We start from the raw sequence: 20,011 nt of genomic DNA, 5'->3' as shown, positions 1-20,011 counted from the left end.
TGTGTAGCGGTTATTCATGAAAACCCCGGTTTGGTTCCCCCAGAGTTTCTTCTCCCGCACCCTGTGGCTGGTGCTGATTGTCGTCCTGTTTTCCAAGGCGCTGACCCTGGTTTATCTGTTGATGAACGAAGACGTGCTGGTGGATCGTCAATACAGCCACGGCGTCGCCCTGACGCTGCGCGCCTATTGGGCGGCCGATGAAAACAATCGCGACAAGATTGCCGAAGCCGCGACCCTGATCCGGGTGGTGGGCACTGGCGTGCCGGAAGGCGAGCAACACTGGCCTTACAGCGAGATCTATCAGCGGCAGATGCAGGCCGAACTCGGCGCCGACACCGAGGTGCGATTACGCATGCACTCGCCGCCAGCGCTGTGGGTCCGGGCGCCGAGCCTGGGCGATGGCTGGCTGAAAGTGCCGCTGTATCCGCATCCTTTGCGTGGCCAGAAAATCTGGAACGTGCTCGGCTGGTTCCTTGCCATTGGTTTGCTGTCCACCGCCTCGGCGTGGATCTTCGTCAGCCAGCTCAATCAACCCTTGAAGCGCCTGGTCTATGCCGCCCGCCAACTTGGCCAGGGTCGCAGCGTGCGCCTGCCGATCAGCGACACGCCGAGCGAGATGACCGAGGTGTACCGCGCGTTCAACCAGATGGCCGAAGACGTCGAACAGGCTGGCCGCGAGCGCGAGCTGATGCTGGCCGGGGTGTCCCATGACCTGCGGACACCGCTGACTCGTTTGCGCTTGTCACTGGAACTGATGGGCGACCACAGCGACCTGACGGACGACATGGTCCGCGACATCGAGGACATGGACGCGATTCTCGACCAGTTCCTCGCGTTCATCCGCGATGGCCGCGATGAATCGGTGGAAGAGGTGGACTTGAGCGATCTGGTCCGCGAGGTCGCCGCGCCGTTTAACCAGAATGAAGAGAAAGTACGCTTGCGTCTGGAGCCGATTCAGCCGTTTCCGCTGCGTCGCGTGTCCATGAAACGGTTGCTGAACAACCTGATCGGCAATGCGCTGCATCACGCTGGCAGCGGTGTTGAGGTGGCGGCTTATGTGTCCGGGGATGTCAGCGCCCCGTATGTGGTGCTGAGCGTCATGGACCGTGGGGCGGGGATTGATCCGTCGGAGCTGGAGGCGATCTTCAATCCGTTTACCCGTGGGGATCGTGCTCGCGGTGGCAAAGGAACCGGGTTGGGTCTGGCGATCGTGAAGCGGATTGCTTCGATGCATGGTGGAAATGTTGAGCTGCGCAATCGTACTGGTGGCGGGCTGGAAGCGCGGGTGCGGTTGCCGTTGGGGTTGATGCTGCCTCGGGATGCGGTTTAACAACTGAGATCTTCAGTGGGGCTGATGGCCTCTTCGCGGGCAAGCCTCGCTCCTACATGGATTTATGATCACTGTAGGAGCGAGGCTTGCCCGCGAAGGCGGCATCACTGCCGCCACATATTCAGAATCAGCCCTTACCTTTGGTCCGAGTCATATTCGGCCCACCATTCTTCTCAAGATGCTCAATGATGATCCCCGCCACATTCTTCCCGGTGGTGGTTTCAATCCCCTCCAGCCCCGGCGACGAATTCACTTCCATCACCAACGGCCCGTGATTCGAACGCAGAATATCCACACCCGCCACCGCCAGTCCCATCACCTTCGCAGCGCGTAATGCAGTCATGCGTTCTTCCGGCGTGATCTTGATCAGGCTGGCGCTGCCACCGCGATGCAGGTTGGAACGAAACTCCCCAGGCTTGGCCTGACGCTTCATCGCCGCAATCACCTTGTCGCCGACCACGAAGCAACGAATGTCCGCACCGCCGGCTTCCTTGATGTATTCCTGAACCATGATGTTCTGCTTGAGGCCCATGAACGCCTCGATCACTGATTCCGCCGCCGTCGCGGTTTCGCACAGCACCACGCCGATGCCCTGGGTGCCTTCCAGCACCTTGATCACCAGCGGCGCGCCGTTGACCATGTCGATCAGGTCGGGAATGTCATCCGGAGAGTGGGCAAACCCGGTGACCGGCAAACCGATCCCACGGCGCGAGAGCAATTGCAGCGAACGCAGTTTGTCCCGCGAGCGGGCAATGGCCACCGATTCGTTAAGCGGGAACACCCCCATCATTTCAAACTGACGCAGCACCGCGCAGCCATAAAACGTTACCGACGCACCGATCCGGGGGATCACCGCATCGAAACCTTCCAGCGGCTTGCCGCGGTAGTGGATCTGCGGCTTGTGGCTGGCAATGTTCATGTAGGCGCGCAGGGTGTCGATCACCACCATTTCATGGCCACGCTCGGTACCGGCTTCGACCAGACGACGAGTGGAATACAGACGCGGGTTCCGCGACAGCACAGCGATCTTCATGCAACACCTGTGGAGGAGGTAGATACCGGGAACACCGGCTTGTCTTGTACATACTTAATGCCCGGATTGACCACCAGTTGGCCGTCGATCAGGGCTTTGGAACCGAGAAGCAGGCGATAACGCATGGACTTGCGGCAGGCGAGGGTGAACTCGACGGGCCAGACCCGATCACCGAGGGCCAGGGTGGTGCTGACCACGTAACGCTTCTGCGCCTGGCCGTTGGAGCTCTTGATGGATTTCATCGTCACCAGCGGTGCTTCACAGCGTCGGTGTCGCAACTGCACTACCGTGCCCAGGTGCGCGGTGAAGCGCACCCACTGTTCGCCGTCGCGCTCGAACGGCTCGATGTCAGTGGCATGCAGGCTGGAGGTGCTGGCACCGGTGTCGATTTTTGCCCGCAGGCCCGCAACTCCCAAACCCGGGAGCGCCACCCACTCGCGCAGACCGACAACGGTCAAATGGTCAAATGTCTTCAAAGGTACTCAACCGGTGGATACCGCTGGGGCCGCACGCGGCCGGATTCGCGGTATTCACGCAGAATAATGGTTAAAAGGCGACAGATATCTACAGCCCGGAATTCCACCCCTGCAAGCGAGGTGTGGCGTGCGCATTGTAGTACGGGTCGGTGGAAATCCTGGCACGACAGAAACGGTAGTACAGTTCACCAATATTTCAGAATGAGGAAATTCCATGGCACAAAAAAGCGAAGAGGACGACAAGGTCCGTCTCGATAAGTGGTTGTGGGCCGCGCGTTTTTATAAAACACGTGCCTTGGCGAAAGCGGCGATTGAAAGTGGCAAGGTGCATTGCCGGGGTGAGCGTTGCAAGCCGGGCAAAGAGCCGCGGATCGGCGACGAGTTTCAGATTCGCGCAGGGTTCGAAGAGCGCACGGTGGTGGTCCAGGCGTTATCGATCGTGCGCCGTGGTGCGCCGGAAGCTCAGACCTTGTACGCCGAAACCGAAGCCAGCATCGCCAAGCGCGAAGCGGCTGCGGCGATGCGCAAGGCGGGCTCGCTGGGCGTGAGCACCGACGGCAAGCCGAGCAAGAAGCAGCGGCGGGATCTGTTTAAATTTCGTGGGAGCAGCAACGACGAGTGAGTCGGTTGTTTCTGTGTTGTCTGGGCTGACGCTATCGCTGGCAAGCCAGCTCCTACAGGAGATTGCGTTACGTTTGAACGACGCGGTCACTGTAGGAGCTGGCTTGCCGGCGATCGAGTGCGCAGCACTCGCCCTCCAACGAAAAAATCGGGCGCTACGCACCATATTTCTCCGACGACTAGCATCCCCAACCACCGCATCGAACGGTCGCAGACTTGCAATTACCCGAATGCGCAGCCATATCGGGTGAATCGCCACCGGCGAATCGAGTGGATGGAAAGCCACTCGTCGAAAATCACACACAGCCTCTGACCTGTAGGCCATAACCAGAAGGCCAGCAGCACCAGCGGCACAAAATTGCACAACGCCACCGGCAGACGTCCCACCTTGCTTGGAACAAAACCGGATTGTTCATAAAATGCCTCCCATGGCTGAACAGTGCGCACCAAAACGGTGCTGCAGAGGCGCGATTTTCTCGTTTGTAACCTTTTTATCATTTACTTCAGATACCCAGACCTATGACCGATCTACCGGATACCGACTACACCCAACGCTTCATCTTCGATGACAGCGACACCCGCGGCGAGCTGGTTTCGTTGGAGCGCAGCTACGCCGAGGTCCTTGCCAAACACTCGTATCCGGAGCCGGTCGCGCAACTGCTTGGCGAACTGATGGCCGCGGCGTCGTTGCTGGTCGGCACCTTGAAGTTTGATGGTCTGCTGATTCTTCAGGCGCGGTCCGACGGCCCGATCCCGTTGCTGATGATCGAATGCTCCAGCGAACGTGATATCCGTGGTCTGGCCCGTTACGAGGCCGACCAGATCGCCCCCGACGCCACCCTCGCCGACCTGATGCCCAACGGCGTATTGGCGCTGACCGTCGACCCGACCGTGGGCCAGCGTTATCAGGGCATCGTCGACCTGGATGGCGAAACCCTCTCGGAATGCTTCACTAACTACTTCGTGATGTCGCAACAGGTGGGCACGCGTTTCTGGCTGTACGCCGATGGCCGTCGCGCCCGCGGCCTGTTGCTGCAGCAACTGCCCGCCGACCGCCTGAAAGACGAAGAGGAACGCGCCGCCAGCTGGCAGCACATCACCGCGCTGGGCAGCACCCTGACCGCCGATGAATTGCTCGGTCTGGACAACGAAACCGTGCTCCATCGCCTCTACCACGAAGAGCAGGTCCGGCTGTTCGATGTGCAGAAATTGCGCTTCCGTTGCAGCTGCTCGCGCGAACGTTCTGCCAATGCTCTGGTCAGTTTGGGTCTGGAAGATGCGCAGAGCCTGGTCGTCGAACACGGTGGCAACATCGAGGTCGACTGTCAGTTCTGCAATGAACGTTACCTGTTCGACGCCGCCGATATTGTTCAATTATTCGCCGGTGCGGGCGTCGACACGCCGTCAGATACCCGTCACTAAAACGGTTCAGCGCAGGTAAATTCACTGGAAAGTGCCGGAATAACGCCGTTACGACGGGAGGGCCCTACTTTTTTTGGGCGTTTCTGGCATAATCCGGCCCACTTTTTTCGCGGTAGTAGTGCACGACTTTCTACTACAAAACGTTTGGAGCACTCGGCCACTGGCCGACGGGGAACCTCATGACGCAAGCCAATAACGCCGTGTACACCGATCTGAGTGTTGATGATCTGGTTAAAGAAGCCCTGAATCGCGGTGAAGGCGAGCTTGCCGATACCGGCGCGCTGGTTGTTCGCACCGGTCACCGTACCGGTCGCTCGCCAGTCGATCGTTTCATCGTTGAAGAGCCGACCACCCAGGCCGCTATCGCCTGGGGCCCGATCAACCGCAAGTTCCCGGCCGACAAGTTCGATGCCCTGTGGGCTCGCGTCGAGGCGTTCAACAACGCGCAAGATCATTTCGTTTCCCACGTGCATGTAGGCGCGGCCGAAGATCACTACCTGGCCGTGAAGATGACCACCCAGACTGCCTGGCAGAACCTGTTCGGTCGTTGCCTGTTCATCAACCCGGCCCAGTACAACCCGGCGGGTCGTGCTGAGTGGCAAGTGCTCAACGTTGCCAACTTCGAATGCGTGCCAGAGCGTGACGGCACCAACTCCGACGGTTGCGTGATCATCAACTTCGCACAGAAGAAAGTGCTGATCGCCGGCATGCGTTACGCCGGTGAAATGAAGAAAGCGATGTTCTCGGTGCAGAACTTCCTGCTGCCGGCCGCTGACGTACTGCCGATGCACTGCGCCGCCAACATCGGCGAAGCGGGCGACGTGACCCTGTTCTTCGGCCTGTCCGGCACCGGTAAAACCACCCTGTCGGCCGACGAAAGCCGTTACCTGATCGGTGACGACGAACACGGCTGGGGCGAAGGCGTTGTCTTCAACATCGAAGGTGGTTGCTATGCCAAGTGCATCGACCTGTCCGAGAAGAACGAGCCGGTCATCTGGAAAGCCATCAAGCACGGCGCAGTCCTGGAAAACGTCGTGATCGACGACGCCAAGCACGCCGACTACGCCGATGTCAGCCTGACCCAGAACAGCCGCGCCGCCTACCCGCTGGAGCACGTTGCCAAGCGTTCCGAGAAGAACCTCGGTGGCGAGCCAAACGCTGTGATCTTCCTGACCTGCGACCTGACCGGCGTACTGCCACCAGTGTCGATCCTCAGCGAAGAACAAGCGGCCTACCACTTCCTGTCCGGCTACACCGCACTGGTGGGCTCGACCGAAATGGGTTCCGGCAGCGGCATCAAGTCGACCTTCTCCACCTGCTTCGGCGCACCGTTCTTCCCGCGTCCGGCCGGCGAATACGCAGAACTGCTGATCAAGCGCATCCGCGGCTTCGGCTCCAAGGTCTACCTGGTCAACACCGGCTGGACCGGCGGCGGCTACGGCGTCGGCAAACGCTTCAACATCCCGACCACTCGCGGCGTCATCGCAGCGATCCAGAGCGGCGCGTTGATCGGTGCTGAAACCGAACACCTCGACACCATCAACCTCGACGTGCCACTGGCCGTACCGGGCGTTGAAACTGGCCTGTTGAACCCACGTAACACCTGGGCTGACAAGGCTGCTTACGATGAAGCGGCTAAAGCACTGGCCGGGTTGTTTGTTGAGAACTTCAAGAAGTTCGAAGTGAGCGACGCGATCAAGGCTGCTGGGCCGAAGTTGTAAGATTGGTTTGATGTAATGAAAAAGCCGCCCTTTGGGGCGGCTTTTTTGTGGGTAACGCATTACCTGTAGGAGCCAGCTTACTGGCGATAAACCCAAGTGCGCCGCGTTTATCCAGACAGCACGCGTTATCGTTAACCACCATCGCCAGCAAGCTGGCTCCTACAGGTATTGGATTCCGTAAGGTGCCTTTTTTGTGGGGGTGGCTCAGGTTTTCAGGTGCAAAACGAACGCGCCCACCAACACCAGAACCACGCCAAGCACCTGTAACTTTGCCAGCCTTTCCTTGAAAAATACGTATCCCAGAATCGCCGCGATTCCTCCGGACAACGTACTGATCACGGTCACCACCGAAACCGATCCTGCCACCGCGCCCCAGGCGAAAGAAGAAAACCCACCCAGGTTCATCAAGCTGGCGCCGGTCAGCGTCATGCAGTTTTTCAACGGTGGAATTTTCAGTCCGTCCTCAATCCTCAGGACGATAACCACCAGCACGATCAGACCAACCAGATAGGCGAGCCAAAGCATCGTTACCGGACCAAGGACCGGAAGCACGAAGTGGCCTTGCAGCCAGAAACTGGTGCCGTAAAAAACGGCGGCCAGCAGCGCATAGGCAATCGAGCTGCTGGCTTGAGTGGTGTGTGGGATTTTCGAGTCGGAATGAATGCTGGAGAGAATCACCCCGATCACGCACAGAGCAATGCAAAGCAGCTGAATCAGGCTGATCTGCTCACCTCCGGCCCAAGACAGCAACGTCGTCACAACGCCATAAGAAGTTACCAGCGGCGCAACGATGGACGCTTTGCCGAGGGCAAAGGCTTTGGACAACGCGAGGGCACCAGACACCGTCAGCACGGCGGCGACAATGCCGAACAGCCAGACAGTGAGTGACGCCGACATCGATTTGAGGATGAACGCGGGGAAGGCAATCAACAGCAGGCTCATGATGCTGAACCCCAGCGCCTGACCGAAATACACCGCGCGTTTGACGCCCACTGCGCGGGCATTCAAACCCACCAGAAAATCCGTGCCGCCCCACAGTAAGGCGGCGAGTAAACCCATCAGTACGTCCACGCTATGTCCTTATAGGTGTGTGCTGCGGACGTTAGAAGCCTTCCAGCGTCTGAGTGTCCCAGCGTCGGGCCTTAATGGCCTGGTAGAGCATGCCGATGGTAAGCGGGACTTTGTCGCCACGCCCCTTGGCCCTGCGTTTGAGGAAGACATCGTAGCCTTCGGGTTGGAAGTAGCGATAGGCGTCGTAATCGATGAGGTCGATGGCGAACTGTTCTTCCAGTGTTTCCATCAGGTTTTGAGCATCGGCACCGTCGCAGCCCAGGTCGAAGTTGATCGAGGTGGTGAGGCTGATGGTTTTGCGTTCGGGCAGGCCGAGTTCCTCGTGCAGCAGCTGCATGAGCAGGTGCATGGTTTGGTCGTCGGGGAAGTTGGAGGCGAGGTTCATTCGGGGGGCGTCCGGTTGGGCTTGGGCGGATCTTATTGGTCGTCAGGTGTGGTGGGAAGGGCAGGAGCAGATTGTGACGGATTGTCTTCCCGGTATTTGGCGAGCACTTTCTCTCGCGCAGGAAGTGGAGTGACGAGGTCCTCTGGTGACGTATCGAATCCTGCAAGGCGCAGGCAAGCCGGCTCCCACAAGGGGGCGGCTTACCTATTAGCGCTTAGCGTCAGGCAGGCGCTTTCCAGCCCATCATGCGTTGTTGGGCGACTTTGAGTAGGTCGCAGCCATCCTGGGTCAGGAGGTAGAGCGCGTGGGTGATGTGGGGGATATCTTCTAGATCGCCTTGCTCGAAGCTTTGGCAGTGCAGGGTTCGGAGCAGTTCGCTGGAGGCTCGGATGCGCTGGAGGGCGGCTTCGAGGATGTCTTGCGGGTTGGCTTCTGTGTCGATGATCAGGGGTGGGGAATCGGTGAGGTTGGTTTGGAGTGGGCGGTAGCGATCGGTGAGCGGGTTCCAGGTATTCATTTGAATTTTCTCTTTTATGTAGCTGAAGACCCGCCACTATCGTGACCAAACGATGGGTGGCGGACTGTGTTCAGGTTGGTCAACCAGGGAGAGAAAACCCGGGTACGCAGAAGCGTCCCAAACACAGCCGCCATAAAGCGTGCCGACACAAAAGAAGTCGGCAGCATACAAGGGCATGCATAAGTTTTCTCTCAAATTCAGGTGACCAAACCTGAGTCGCTGAATTGGCAGCGACAGTCCGACTATAGATTCGAGCCACCGGTTGGCGATAGGCGACAAGGTGTCTTGTGTTGTAGGACCGGGAGGAAGCTTTGATAGGGCGTTGCCTACGGAGTTATCCCCAGCCGAAATTTTTAGTCAGGTACACCGCGTTATCGTTCTTCGCGGGCGAGCCTCGCTCCTACAGAAGGGGTGGTGGGCATTAGCCGGCGGTGAGTTTTGGGAGGCGTTGGCGGGCGATGTCGAGGAGTTCGTTGCCGTCCTGGGTCAGCAGGTAGAGGGCGTTGACGATGTTGGGAATGTCGCTTGCGTCGGCCTGTTTGAAGCACAGGCAATACAGGGTTTCGAGCAGGTCGCTGGCGGCGTGGATGCGTTGGCGGGCGGCGTCGAGGATTTCGTGTGGGTCGGCCTCGGTGTCGATGACCAGGACCGGGGTGTCGCTGTAGCTGCTTTTGAGGGGGCGGTAGCGATCTTGCATCGAGGGGCAGTCCTTTGGGAAGTCGGGCAGGCCGACACACTGTTTCAGCCGCGCCGAAAACTATGAAGGGGACGGCGGGCTGCGGCAATACAGCCGCAATCGACAGAATGTGTAGGGGATTTACTGGTCTTCGGGTATTGGCCCTACGCGTTTCCCGAGGTTTTTTTCACCGAAACCCCTACTGGTGAAATTTCCTACGTGTTTATCAGGCGCGACGCAGTAAACCTCTGTATGGTGCGCGCCAGAATCTGTAGGGCATTTCGAAAATGCCTGGTTAGGCACTTAAAGGGAATTAGGTATGCAGTGGCTACGTATGGCCTCGGTTTTGTTGTTGTGGGCGGGTGTTTGTCGTTTGACGGGCGCGGCCGACGCTGGCAGTTCGATGATGTTGGCCAACATGGCCCGCACCGGTTGGCCGGACGCCCTCACCACGCAGGCGAACATGGACACCGCGTCCCGCGCTGAGGTGTTGATGTTCGGCAAGGCGTTGCTGGCCAGCGAGTCGCTGGACGAGCAGGGGCTGAAACAGCGTCTGGGTGTGCAGGCATTGAAGCTCAAGTCTGTGCGACAAGTGCGTGACGGGTTGTGGGATCGGTTGCTGACCACCTACCGCAACGCCAGTCAGAACTGCGACGGCGAACCGTTCTGCCCGCGTGTACGAAGCGTCGCTGATTTGCGTCAGTTGGCGGCGGCGTTCACCGGCGAAATCAGCCCGGCCCATGCGGTGTGGGCGAGCAAGAGCCAGGTGTTTCATGAGCAGATGTTGAATGAGCAGCTGCGGGTGGCGGTGTTGGTGCCCTGAAGGGATCAACCATGATTTTTTGGTGAGGCCGCAGGCCTCATCGCTGGCAAGCCAGCTCCTACAAGGGGCAGGTGCGCCTATAAAATCGCTGTCCGCCGAAGCTCAACTGTAGGAGCTGGCTTGCCAGCGATGGCGATCTACCGGTCGCCATATTCCTCAAGCCCCGCCATCCCCCCCGCGTTATCCGCTGTATCATCCCGTATCGTTTTTGCCCCCGACCTTTTCTCGACTCGCTGCGATCACCGGCTAGGCTTTGGGCTTCGCAGCGGTCAACGGAGTGACAGCTTATGCACAACACCCTGGAACAGGTTTTCGGTTATCCACAGTTTCGACCCGGCCAGGAGGCGGTGGTCAGCGCGGTGATGGCCGGGCGCTCGGCGGCGGCGATTTTCCCCACGGGTTCAGGCAAGTCCCTGTGTTACCAGATGTCGGCGGTGTTACTGCCGCACCTGACGCTGGTGGTCTCGCCGCTGCTCGCGTTGATGCAGGATCAATTGGCGTTTCTGCAGCGCCATGGCATTTCGGCAGGCAGTATCGATTCGGCTCAAAGCCGCGATGACGCCGGTGACGTGATGGCTCGCGCCAAGTCCGGCGAATTGAAGATTCTGATGATTTCCGTGGAGCGCCTGAAGAACGAGCGCTTCCGCAATTTCTTGCAGCAAGTGCCCATCTCGCTGCTGGTGGTGGACGAGGCGCATTGCATCTCGGAGTGGGGCCATAACTTCCGCCCCGACTACCTCAAACTCCCGGATTACCAGCGTCAGTTCAACATTCCTCAAGCGCTGTTGCTGACCGCCACCGCGACCCCGAAAGTGATCGCCGACATGGAGGCGAAATTCGCCATTGCGTCGGAAGACGTGGTGACCACCGGTTTCTACCGGCCGAACCTCAACTTGTTGGTGGAACCGGTGCGTGGTCAGGACAAACGCCGACGCTTGGTCGAATGGATGAGCGAGCGTCCCAACCAGCCGAGCATCGTCTACGTCACGCTGCAGAAAACCGCTGAACACATCGCCGAACACTTGGATCGCAACGGTATTCAGGCCGAGGCCTATCACGCCGGCTTGCCCCACGAACAACGCGAAGCCATTCAGAAACGATTCATGGGCGGCCAGTCCAATTGCATCGTCGCCACCATCGCCTTCGGCATGGGCATCGACAAGAGCGACATCCGCAACGTGGTGCATTTCGACCTGCCCAAATCCATCGAAAACTACAGCCAGGAAATCGGTCGCGCCGGGCGTGACGGTCAGCCATCGGACTGCCTGGTACTGGCCAACCGCGACAGCCTCAACGTGCTGGAAAATTTCGTCTACGGCGACACGCCGGAGCTGGAAGGCATCCGTCATGTGCTCGACGAATTGCAAGCCGCCGCACCCGAGGGGCATTGGGAGTTTCTGCTAGGGCCGTTGGCCGATCAGAGCAACATTCGCCAGTTGCCGCTCAAGACCTTGCTGGTGCAATTGGAGCTGCGCGGGATCATCGCCCCGCGTTACGCCTATTACGCTGAATATCGCTTCAAGTATTTGCTGGAGCCGGAAGACTTGCTCGCCCGCTTCGAGGGCGAGCGCAAGGATTTCGTCGCGGCCATCATCCAGACCTCCAGCCGCGCGCGGACCTGGGCGACGGTGAATTTCGATGCGCTGTACGAGCAGCATCAAGCCGAGCGCAATCGGGTGGTCAAGGCGTTGGATTACTTCCAGGAAAAGGGTTGGGTCGAGCTGGAAAGCAAGCAGATGACCGAGGTCTACAGCCTGCTGCAAACGGAGTTCGATATTCAGGCGCTGAGTGCCGAACTGCATGATTGTTTCACCCGGCACGAACGCACCGAGATTGCGCGGATTCACGCCATGCTGGACCTGTTCGCCACTGACCACTGCCTGGGTAATCGCCTGGCCGAATACTTCGGTGACGAAAACTCGCCGCAGCAGTGCGGGCATTGTTCGGTGTGTCACGGGCACGTGGCGCGGCTGCCCGCACCGCCGGAGTTGCCGGCGCTTGTGGATAAAAACTTCGAGGCGCTGTGTGGTGGTTTTATCCACAGGCACGAGCAGCACACCGGCAGCGTTCCTCCCGCTGAGCGGGTGACGCGGTTTCTGTGCGGGATCAGTGTGCCGCTGTTCACCAAGCTCAAGGCTCGGTCGATTCCGGGGTTTGCGGTGCTGGAAGAGTATCCGTATGGCGAAGTACGGACTTGGGTTGAGCAACATCTCTCAGGCTGAACAGTACCCCTGTAGGAGCCGGCTTGCTGGCGATGGCGGATTTACATTCAACATTGATGTTGAAGGTGATGGCCTCATCGCGAGCAAGCTTGCTCCTACAGGGATGTCAGTGTCTGGCGGACGTGCATCCATCCGCTGAATGTCCCCCATCACAGGAATAAATTTCAAAAAAGCCGGGTGGCTGACTATGGTGGGGTCTGTCTTTGGATCGCCAACAAGAGAACAACCATGAGCCAGACACCGTTCAACATTCAGCGCGCTGCCGTCATCGGTGCGGGCACCATGGGCCGTGGCATTGTCATGTGCCTGGCCAATGCCGGGGTGCCGGTGCAGTGGGTCGATAACAATCCGCAGATGCTTGAGCAGGCACTGGCCAGCGTGGCTGAGACCTACGCGCACAACGTGCGGCAGGGACGGATTGATCAGGCTGAAGCGGATGCGCGCATTGCACGGGTCACGGCGGCTGCCGATTACGCAGCGATCCGCGAGGTCGATCTGGTGATCGAGGCGGTTTACGAAAACCTCGAGCTCAAGCAGAGAATCTTCCGCGAGCTGGATGGCCTGCTCAAGCCCGAAGCCATATTGGCCAGCAACACGTCGGCGCTGGATATCGACGCCATTGCTGCCGCCACCCGCCGCCCGAAACAAGTCCTGGGCCTGCACTTCTTCAGCCCGGCGCACATCATGAAACTGCTGGAAATCGTTCGTGGCGCACAGACTTCACCGGCGGTGCTGGAAGCCGCGCTGGACCTGGGCAAGCGCATGGGCAAGGTCAGCGTGGTGTCGGGCAACTGCGAGGGTTTCATTGGCAACCGCATGCTCAAAACCTACGTGTTGGAAGCACGCAAGATGCTGCTTGAAGGCGCTTATCCCTATCAGGTGGATGCGGCGTTGCAGGGGTTCGGTTTCGCCATGGGGCCGTTCCGCATGTACGACGTGGTTGGTATCGACCTCGAATGGCGGGCTCGGGAGCTGGCGGGCAAGGGGCAGGATGCGCCGCAGGTTCAAGTGGATAACCGTCTGTGCGAACTGGGCCGTTTCGGGCAGAAGAGTGGCAACGGCTATTACCACTACGAAGCGGGCAGTCGCCAGGCTGAGCACGATGTGCAGGTGGATGCGCTGGTGCTGAAGGTCAGCGAAGGATTGGGTTTCCAGCGTCGCGAGATCGGGCCTGAGGAGATTCTGGAGCGCTGCTTGCTGGCACTGGTCAACGAGGGGGCGAAGATTCTTCAGGAAGGGATTGCGGCGTCGGCGCATGACATCGATCTGGTGTACCTCAACGGTTATGGCTTCCCAGCGGACAAGGGCGGGCCGATGACCTGGGCGGATCAGCAGGGGTTGGCGGATATTCATCAGCGGCTACTGCAGCTGGAAACCAAACAGGGTGACCACTGGCAGCCGGCGCGGTTGATTGGGGAGTTGGCGGTGGTGGGCAAGGGGTTTGCTGATCGGTAAGTGGTGTATTGACCGTGGTGGCGCCATCGCTGGCAAGCCAGCTCCTACAAGGTCCTCGCTATCCTGTAGGAGCTGGCTTGCCAGCGATGATAGCGACACGGTCTACTGGCCATCCAACTTCAGGAACCGACGCTGATGCCCCAACGCACCGACTACCCGCACTTCCAGCCCATCACCACGCGCTGGCACGACAACGATGCCTACGGTCACGTCAACAACGTCACCTACTACAGTTTCTTCGACACGGCGGTGAACACCTACCTGATCGAAGTCGGCGGCCTGGATATTCATGACGGCGAAGTCGTGGGTTTTGTGGTGAGTTCGGCTTGCGATTATTTTGCTTCAATCGCTTTCCCCGACCGGATCGAGATCGGTTTGCGCGTTGGCAAGTTGGGCAACAGTTCGGTGCAATACGAATTGGCGGTGTTCAAGGCCGGTGAAGACGAAGCCTGCGCCGCGGGGCGTTTCGTGCATGTGTTTGTGGATCGGGTGTCGAATCAGCCCGTGGCGATTCCTGCCGGGTTGCGCGGTGCGCTGGAGCGATTGGCGGTTTGAGGGGCAAAAAAAATCGCAGCCCTTGGGCTGCGATTTTTTTGATCTACCGGTAAACGAGGCGATTCAAGCCTCAGTCGTGATAGCGATGTTTGTGCTTGCGGTGGCCATAAGCATGGCCGCGACCCGGATGGTCATCCCGGTAATAGCGACGATCACCATGACCGCGATAGGAACGACGATCATCGTCATCATCATCGCTTTTGTTGCCCATGTAGTTACCCAGCGCGCCACCGGCGCCGCCGCCTGCTGCGGAGCCGATCAGGCTGCCGGTGGTGCCGCCCATGCTGCGGCCGACCACGTTACCGCCTGCTGCGCCCAACGCACCGCCAATGGCCGCTTCGCCACGGCTGCGTTTGTCTGCGCCGACTGCGCTACCACCCGCGCCGCCCAGGGCCGCGCCAATGGTTGAACCTGTGTTGCCGCCTAGCGATTGACCGACGACCGAGCCCAAAACCCCGCCCAATGCGCCGCCCACACCTGCTTCGGTGGTGCCTCCGGCAGAAGCGAAGCCACTGACCAGGCCAAGGGACAACAAGAGAATCGAGGAGAACTTCATTTGAGGAACCTCAAGGGGATGACGGCGCGATCCTGAGGCTGTGTCGTAAGGCTGACAATCGAAATCCGACGAGTAACACGACTTCAGCACATTTCTATAAGTTACTGTTTTTTAGCTGGAACTTAAGTGTTTTTCGCCGGTCTTTAGTTACTTCGGAATGGCCGTTTTTGTGAAAAAACGGCCTTTTTTGTGGGCGATTGGAAAGTAATCGGGCGGTGCGGATACAGGTGTAGTCGTGTCGGATGCCTTCGCGGGCAAGCCTCGCTCCTACAGGTTTTGCCGTGACCGTGAGATCACTACTGATCTGTAGGAGCGAGGCTTGCTCGCGAAGAGGCCAGACCTGCTACCGCGTTAAGCAGACTTCGCCAAAATCAACCCGATCTCACTCGCCGCTTCCAACCGGATCGCCACAAACTTCGACGTCGGCGTATGGCTGCCATCCCCAGTGCTCTCCAGCGGCACCAGCGGATTCACTTCCGGGTAGTACGCCGCCGCTTGCCCCGCAGGAATATCAAACGCCAGCAGTGTGAAGCCTTTCACCCGACGCTCACGGCCATCATCCCAGATCGAAACGATGTCAGCCTTCTGCCCCGGTTTGAACCCCAGTCGAATAATATCCGCCTCGTTCACAAACAACACATCACGCTGACCTTTCACGCCGCGATAACGGTCGTCGAGGCCATAAATGGTGGTGTTGTACTGATCGTGGGAGCGCATCGACTGCATGATCAGGTCCGGCAACACGCCTGTGGAGCGCGTGCGCTCGTGCACCAGGTCCTTGGGCAGGACGTTCGCACGGAAATTCGCCCGGCCCGACGCGGTGTTCCAGCGGCGGGAACCGGCACTGTTGCCGAGGTAGAAGCCGCCCGGATTCTTGATCTTCTCGTTGAAGTCCTTGAAGCCCGGAATCGTATCGGCAATCAGGTCACGGATGCGCGAGTAATCGGCCACCAGCCAGTTCCAGTCCACCGGTTTGCTGCCCAGGGTCGCGGCGGCGATACCGGCGATGATCGCAGGCTCGGAGCGCATCTGGTTCGACAGCGCCTGCAACTGGCCGTTGGAGGCGTGGACCATGCTGAACGAATCTTCCACGGTCACCGCTTGCGGGCCTTCGGTCTGGATATCGATGTCGGTGCGGCCCAGGCACGGCAGGATCAGTGCTTCCTTGCCGTGAGCCAAATGGCTGCGGTTGAGCTTGGTGCTGATCTGTACGGTCAGGTCGCAGTTGCTCAGAGCCTGGAAGGTACGCGTGCTGTCCGGAGTGGCCTGGGCGAAGTTACCGCCCAGAGCGATGAAGACTTTTGCACGACCTTCGGCCATGGCATGAATCGCCTCGACCACGTTATGACCGTTTTCGCGCGGCACTTTGAACTGGAAGCGACGCTCCAGGGAATCGAGGAACGCCACCGGCGGACGCTCGTTGATGCCCATCGTGCGGTCGCCCTGCACGTTGCTGTGGCCACGCACCGGGCACAGGCCGGCGCCGGGGCGGCCAATGTTGCCGCGCAGCAGCATCAGGTTGGCGATTTCCTGGATGGTCGCGACCGAATGGCGATGTTGGGTGATACCCATCGCCCAGCACATGATCACATTCTTGCCTTTGGCATACATGCGCGCCGCTTGCTCGATTTCCACGAGGGTCAGGCCGGACTGCTCGACGATCTGCTCCCACGGCGTATCGTCGACGGTACCCAGGTACTCCAGCACGTTGACACTGTGTTCATTGAGGAAGTCGTGGTCGAACACGGCAGGCTCACCGGCTTTCTGCGCGTCGCGCTCCCATTGCAGCAGGAATTTCGCCATGCCGCGCAGTACCGCCATGTCGCCGCCCAAGGCCGGACGGAAATAGGCGGTGTTGGTCGGTTTGTCGCCGTTGGTGAGCATTTCGATCGGGTGTTGCGGGTGCTGGAAACGTTCCAGGCCGCGTTCTTTGAGCGGGTTGATGCACACCACTTGCGCGCCACGTTTCACGGCTTCACGCAGCGGCTCGAGCATCCGTGGGTGGTTGGTGCCGGGGTTCTGGCCCCAGACGAAAATCGCGTCGGCGTGTTCGAAGTCGTCGAAGGTCACGGTGCCTTTACCGACGCCAACGCTCTGCGCCAACGCGACACCGCTGGCCTCGTGGCACATGTTCGAACAGTCGGGGAAATTATTGGTGCCATAGGCGCGCACGAACAACTGATAGAGAAACGCCGCTTCGTTGCTGGCACGTCCCGAGGTGTAGAACTCGGCTTGGTCCGGGCTCGACAAACTGCGCAGATGTTTGGCGATCAGGGTGAAGGCGTCATCCCAGCTGATCGGTTGGTAGCGATCGGTTTCGGCGTTGTAGCGCATCGGCTCGGTCAGGCGCCCCTGATATTCGAGCCAGTAATCGCTTTGTTCCAGCAGCGAGGTGACGCTGTGTTTGGCGAAGAATGCCGGGTTGACGGCCCGTTTGGTCGCTTCCCAGTTCACCGCTTTGGCGCCGTTCTCGCAGAACATCACCATGCCCTTTTCCGGCGAATCGCCCCAGGCACAACCCGGGCAGTCGAAGCCGCCGTTCTGGTTGGTCTTGAGCATGATGCGCAGGTTTTTCAGCGCGTTGTCGCTGGTCAACCAGGCCTGGGCGACGCTGATCAGTGCGCCCCAGCCACCGGCTGGGCCCTTGTAGGGCTTGTAGCGGGGGACGGGTTTCTGGTCGGCTTGACGGTGTTGACTCACGCTTGATTCTCCAAAGCCGGGCTGTAGACCCGCGGCGCATTCTTCTGTGGCAGATGGATAAGGTTCAGGTTGTGACGACGGGCCCATTGCACGGCAAGGCCCGTGGGCGACGACAGGCTGACCAGGGTCTGGATGCCTGCGCGCAGTACTTTCTGGATCAATTCGAGGCTGCAACGACTGGTGACAATCGCCAGGCCGCCAGTGGTCGGGATCTTTTGCCGGATCAGCCCGCCAATCAGCTTGTCGAGTGCGTTGTGCCGGCCAATGTCCTCGCGGCCCAGCAGCAATTCGCCATGAGCGTTCATGAACACCGCCGCATGCACCGCGCCGCAATGCTGGCCGAGCGGCTGGAACGCGCCGATACGCTGGCGCAAACCGTCGAGCCATTCGGCGGGCGGCAATGGCGCACCGGGCAACACTTTGAGGTCCGGCAAGGCTTGTTCGACCGCTTCCACGCCGCAGAGGCCGCAACCGCTGGTGCCGGCCAGTTGCCGACGTTGCTGCTTGAGGTTCCAGAAGGCGCGGTTGGCGATGGTTACTTGCGCGTACTGCGCCGATCCCGAACCGCTCAGTTGCAGGTCATAAATGTCGGAGGCGTCTTCGATGATGCCGCTGCCGAGGCTGAAACCGACGATGAAGTCTTCCAGGTCCGTCGGCGTCACCAGCATCACTGCCTGACTGATACCGTTATAGGCAATCGCCAACGCAACTTCCTCGGCGAGCGCGGTGCTGGCCGATTCGGTGTATTGAAAATCGCTGTAACTGTACGTTTGGCTGGCGGCGGGCGCGGGCGTTTCGAGGGCTGGCGCCGCGCAAACAGGACGCTTGGCGTTCATGGGGGCATCACCGACGGTTTAGTCAGCTTTAAGCCTATGCGCGACAAGTTGTCGCGTCTAATCGCTATTACTGATCTGCCGATAGATGGCGTCGATCAAGAGCTTGTCATTGATTGTTGATAAATCGCGAAACAGGCCTCCGCCAACGCCGAGCGCGGTGCGCTGCGCCGCATGATCAGCCCCAGCCGGCCGAGGGTCTGGGCGTTTTCGATCGGTTGCAGGCGCAGATGGTCTGTGAGGTTTTCCAAGCCGCCTTCGAGCGGCATCACGGCGCAACACAACCCGCCATGAACAGCTTGTAACAGTTGATGCACGGCATCGGTTTGCAACAACGGCTGCGGAGTAAGGCCGCGACTGTGGAAATTGTGGTCGATGGACTGGCGGAAATGCATGCCGCTGGTGAGCATGCCCAGCGGCAGTTCGATCAGCGACTCCCAGCTCAGCGGCGCCTCGCCGAACGTGAAGAAGCGCTGGTCGTAGAGCAGGCCCATGCGCGTTTCGCTGAACGCCAGGGAATCGAAACGTTCGGCGTCCAGACGCTCCAGGTACGACACGCCAAGATCCAGGCGATTGTTCGCCAGTTGTTCGAGGATCTGCTCGGAGCTCAGCGCCGAGAGTTCGAAGCGCAGGTTCGGGTGTTCGCCGTGCAAGCGTTGCAGCAGCGGCAGCGGGTCGAAACTCGACAACGGCACCACGCCCAGACGCAGCGTACCGACCAGGTTACCGCGACAGGCGGCGGCTTCGGCCTGCAAGCCGTCGTAGGCCGCGAGCACCGTTCGCGCCCACGCCAGCACCCGCTCGCCCGGCGCGGTGAAGCCTTCGAAGCGCTGGCCACGGTTGACCAACGGCAATTCGAGTTCTTCTTCAAGGCTGCGCAAGCGCATGGACAGGGTCGGCTGAGTGACGTGACAACGTGCAGCGGCCTGGCCGAAATGCCGGGTTTCGTCGAGGGCGATGAGGAATTTCAGCTGCTTGATGTCCATCTTCGCTCCAGGGCGCGGGAAGGTCGGGATTCTAGCGCCTGGGGGCAAGCGGCGTCATTGGTCGGGTAGGAACCGGGTGTTGCAACCTTGGTCTAGGCTTTTGCGTCTGGAACCAAAAACCAAGGAGAGTGCACCATGAGTATTTTTAGCTTTGTGAAGGAAGCAGGCGAAAAGCTTATCGATTTGCTGACGCCGGGTAACGCCAATGCCAGCGAGCAGTTGAAGGAACACATCAGCAAGGTCGGCCTGGGCAATCCGAATGTGCAGGCGACGGTAGATGGCGACAAAGTCACGGTGACCGGTGAGGTGGCGAGCCAGGAAGAGAAAGAAAAAATCCTGCTGGCGGTGGGCAATATCGCCGGTGTCGGCAGCGTGGATGATCAGATTACGGTGACCGGGCCTGCGGTCGTCGCCGCGAAATTTGTCACGGTTGTGAAGGGCGACACCCTTAGCGCGATTTCCTTGCGTGTGTATGGCGATGCCAACAAGTATCAAAAAATCTTCGAAGCCAACAAGCCGATGCTCAAGGATGTGAACAAGATTTATCCGGGGCAGTCGTTGCGGATTCCTGAGTAAGGTTTAAGACCGTGTGATGGCTATCGCCGGCAAGCCGGCTCCTACAGGATTGA

At 59.5% G+C, this 20,011-nt stretch carries 19 protein-coding genes and 1 pseudogene; 9 read left to right on the top strand and 11 right to left on the bottom strand.

Features of this window, described 5'->3' with window-relative positions; all coding sequences use genetic code 11:
• Positions 1 to 16 precede the first annotated feature (16 nt).
• Complete coding sequence (locus KGB25_RS10620) at positions 17 to 1,330, top strand: ATP-binding protein (RefSeq protein ID WP_192226739.1); 1,314 nt, start codon at positions 17 to 19, stop codon at positions 1,328 to 1,330.
• 127 nt (positions 1,331 to 1,457) lie between these two features.
• Here KGB25_RS10620 and rimK read toward each other — a convergent pair whose 3' ends face one another.
• Positions 1,458 to 2,363 carry a 30S ribosomal protein S6--L-glutamate ligase gene (gene rimK, locus KGB25_RS10615; protein ID WP_007949201.1) on the bottom strand — a complete coding sequence of 302 codons (906 nt, stop codon included), beginning with the start codon at positions 2,361 to 2,363 and terminating at the stop codon, positions 1,458 to 1,460.
• Positions 2,360 to 2,806, bottom strand: coding sequence for an ATP-dependent zinc protease (locus tag KGB25_RS10610; protein WP_177318178.1), 447 nt, complete (start codon positions 2,804 to 2,806; stop codon positions 2,360 to 2,362). The genes rimK and KGB25_RS10610 overlap by 4 nt, the downstream gene beginning before the upstream one ends.
• A gap of 247 nt (positions 2,807 to 3,053) precedes the next feature.
• Here KGB25_RS10610 and KGB25_RS10605 point away from each other — a divergent pair, with 247 nt between their 5' ends.
• Positions 3,054 to 3,461, top strand: a complete 408-nt coding sequence (locus KGB25_RS10605; protein ID WP_008025063.1) for an RNA-binding S4 domain-containing protein — start codon at positions 3,054 to 3,056, stop codon at positions 3,459 to 3,461.
• A gap of 186 nt (positions 3,462 to 3,647) precedes the next feature.
• On the opposite strand, the pseudogene KGB25_RS10600 reads toward KGB25_RS10605, so the two are convergent.
• Positions 3,648 to 3,876: pseudogene (locus KGB25_RS10600) on the bottom strand (phosphoesterase); the annotation flags it as partial.
• Between the two features lie 103 nt (positions 3,877 to 3,979).
• Here KGB25_RS10600 and hslO point away from each other — a divergent pair.
• Positions 3,980 to 4,882: an Hsp33 family molecular chaperone HslO gene (gene hslO / locus KGB25_RS10595; RefSeq protein WP_207285584.1), complete on the top strand. Its 903-nt coding sequence runs from the start codon at positions 3,980 to 3,982 to the stop codon at positions 4,880 to 4,882.
• Positions 4,883 to 5,061: 179 nt separating this feature from the next.
• The gene (locus KGB25_RS10590; RefSeq protein WP_008025058.1) at positions 5,062 to 6,603 is read left to right on the top strand and encodes a phosphoenolpyruvate carboxykinase; all 1,542 of its coding nucleotides are present in this window, start codon (positions 5,062 to 5,064) and stop codon (positions 6,601 to 6,603) included.
• 204 nt (positions 6,604 to 6,807) lie between these two features.
• Here KGB25_RS10590 and KGB25_RS10585 read toward each other — a convergent pair whose 3' ends face one another.
• The 4 genes from KGB25_RS10585 to KGB25_RS10570 all read right to left on the bottom strand — a co-directional run bounded on the left by KGB25_RS10585 (position 6,808) and on the right by KGB25_RS10570 (position 9,273).
• Positions 6,808 to 7,662: an EamA family transporter gene (locus KGB25_RS10585; RefSeq protein WP_223434946.1), complete on the bottom strand. Its 855-nt coding sequence runs from the start codon at positions 7,660 to 7,662 to the stop codon at positions 6,808 to 6,810.
• Between the two features lie 43 nt (positions 7,663 to 7,705).
• Positions 7,706 to 8,059: a DUF1493 family protein gene (locus tag KGB25_RS10580; protein ID WP_223434916.1), complete on the bottom strand. Its 354-nt coding sequence runs from the start codon at positions 8,057 to 8,059 to the stop codon at positions 7,706 to 7,708.
• A gap of 220 nt (positions 8,060 to 8,279) precedes the next feature.
• Entirely contained in the window at positions 8,280 to 8,576 is a 297-nt protein-coding gene (locus KGB25_RS10575; protein WP_008025053.1) for a hypothetical protein, read from the bottom strand.
• 421 nt (positions 8,577 to 8,997) lie between these two features.
• Positions 8,998 to 9,273, bottom strand: a complete 276-nt coding sequence (locus KGB25_RS10570; protein ID WP_008025051.1) for a hypothetical protein — start codon at positions 9,271 to 9,273, stop codon at positions 8,998 to 9,000.
• Between the two features lie 298 nt (positions 9,274 to 9,571).
• Here KGB25_RS10570 and KGB25_RS10565 point away from each other — a divergent pair, with 298 nt between their 5' ends.
• From KGB25_RS10565 to KGB25_RS10550, 4 genes are all read left to right on the top strand, one after another.
• Positions 9,572 to 10,075, top strand: coding sequence for a hypothetical protein (locus KGB25_RS10565; RefSeq protein WP_008040133.1), 504 nt, complete (start codon positions 9,572 to 9,574; stop codon positions 10,073 to 10,075).
• 287 nt (positions 10,076 to 10,362) lie between these two features.
• Entirely contained in the window at positions 10,363 to 12,297 is a 1,935-nt protein-coding gene (locus KGB25_RS10560) for an ATP-dependent DNA helicase RecQ (protein WP_223434915.1), read from the top strand.
• 228 nt (positions 12,298 to 12,525) lie between these two features.
• On the top strand, positions 12,526 to 13,752 hold the full coding sequence (locus KGB25_RS10555) for a 3-hydroxyacyl-CoA dehydrogenase (RefSeq protein WP_223434914.1): 1,227 nt from the start codon (positions 12,526 to 12,528) through the stop codon (positions 13,750 to 13,752).
• A gap of 135 nt (positions 13,753 to 13,887) precedes the next feature.
• Positions 13,888 to 14,307 (top strand): acyl-CoA thioesterase, encoded by a 420-nt coding sequence (locus KGB25_RS10550; protein WP_207285588.1) that lies wholly within the window; start codon positions 13,888 to 13,890, stop codon positions 14,305 to 14,307.
• Between the two features lie 70 nt (positions 14,308 to 14,377).
• On the opposite strand, the gene KGB25_RS10545 is transcribed toward KGB25_RS10550, so the two are convergent.
• From KGB25_RS10545 to KGB25_RS10530, 4 genes are all read right to left on the bottom strand, one after another.
• Positions 14,378 to 14,863: a glycine zipper domain-containing protein gene (locus KGB25_RS10545; protein ID WP_008025043.1), complete on the bottom strand. Its 486-nt coding sequence runs from the start codon at positions 14,861 to 14,863 to the stop codon at positions 14,378 to 14,380.
• 351 nt (positions 14,864 to 15,214) lie between these two features.
• On the bottom strand, positions 15,215 to 17,563 hold the full coding sequence (locus KGB25_RS10540; protein ID WP_223434913.1) for an FdhF/YdeP family oxidoreductase: 2,349 nt from the start codon (positions 17,561 to 17,563) through the stop codon (positions 15,215 to 15,217).
• Positions 17,560 to 18,399, bottom strand: a complete 840-nt coding sequence (fdhD, locus tag KGB25_RS10535) for a formate dehydrogenase accessory sulfurtransferase FdhD (RefSeq protein WP_192417229.1) — start codon at positions 18,397 to 18,399, stop codon at positions 17,560 to 17,562. The genes KGB25_RS10540 and fdhD overlap by 4 nt, the downstream gene beginning before the upstream one ends.
• A 95-nt stretch (positions 18,400 to 18,494) precedes the next feature.
• Positions 18,495 to 19,382: a LysR family transcriptional regulator gene (locus KGB25_RS10530; RefSeq protein ID WP_008025038.1), complete on the bottom strand. Its 888-nt coding sequence runs from the start codon at positions 19,380 to 19,382 to the stop codon at positions 18,495 to 18,497.
• A gap of 135 nt (positions 19,383 to 19,517) precedes the next feature.
• Between KGB25_RS10530 and lysM the strand changes: the two genes are divergently transcribed.
• Positions 19,518 to 19,958, top strand: a complete 441-nt coding sequence (gene lysM / locus KGB25_RS10525) for a peptidoglycan-binding protein LysM (RefSeq protein WP_223434912.1) — start codon at positions 19,518 to 19,520, stop codon at positions 19,956 to 19,958.
• Positions 19,959 to 20,011: the final 53 nt, after the last annotated feature.

This window comes from Pseudomonas sp. BF-RE-21, assembly GCF_019947305.1.
Classification (GTDB): domain Bacteria; phylum Pseudomonadota; class Gammaproteobacteria; order Pseudomonadales; family Pseudomonadaceae; genus Aquipseudomonas; species Aquipseudomonas migulae.
The sequence above is the reverse complement of the archived record's forward strand: the minus strand, read 5'-3'. Positions and strand labels throughout refer to the sequence as shown.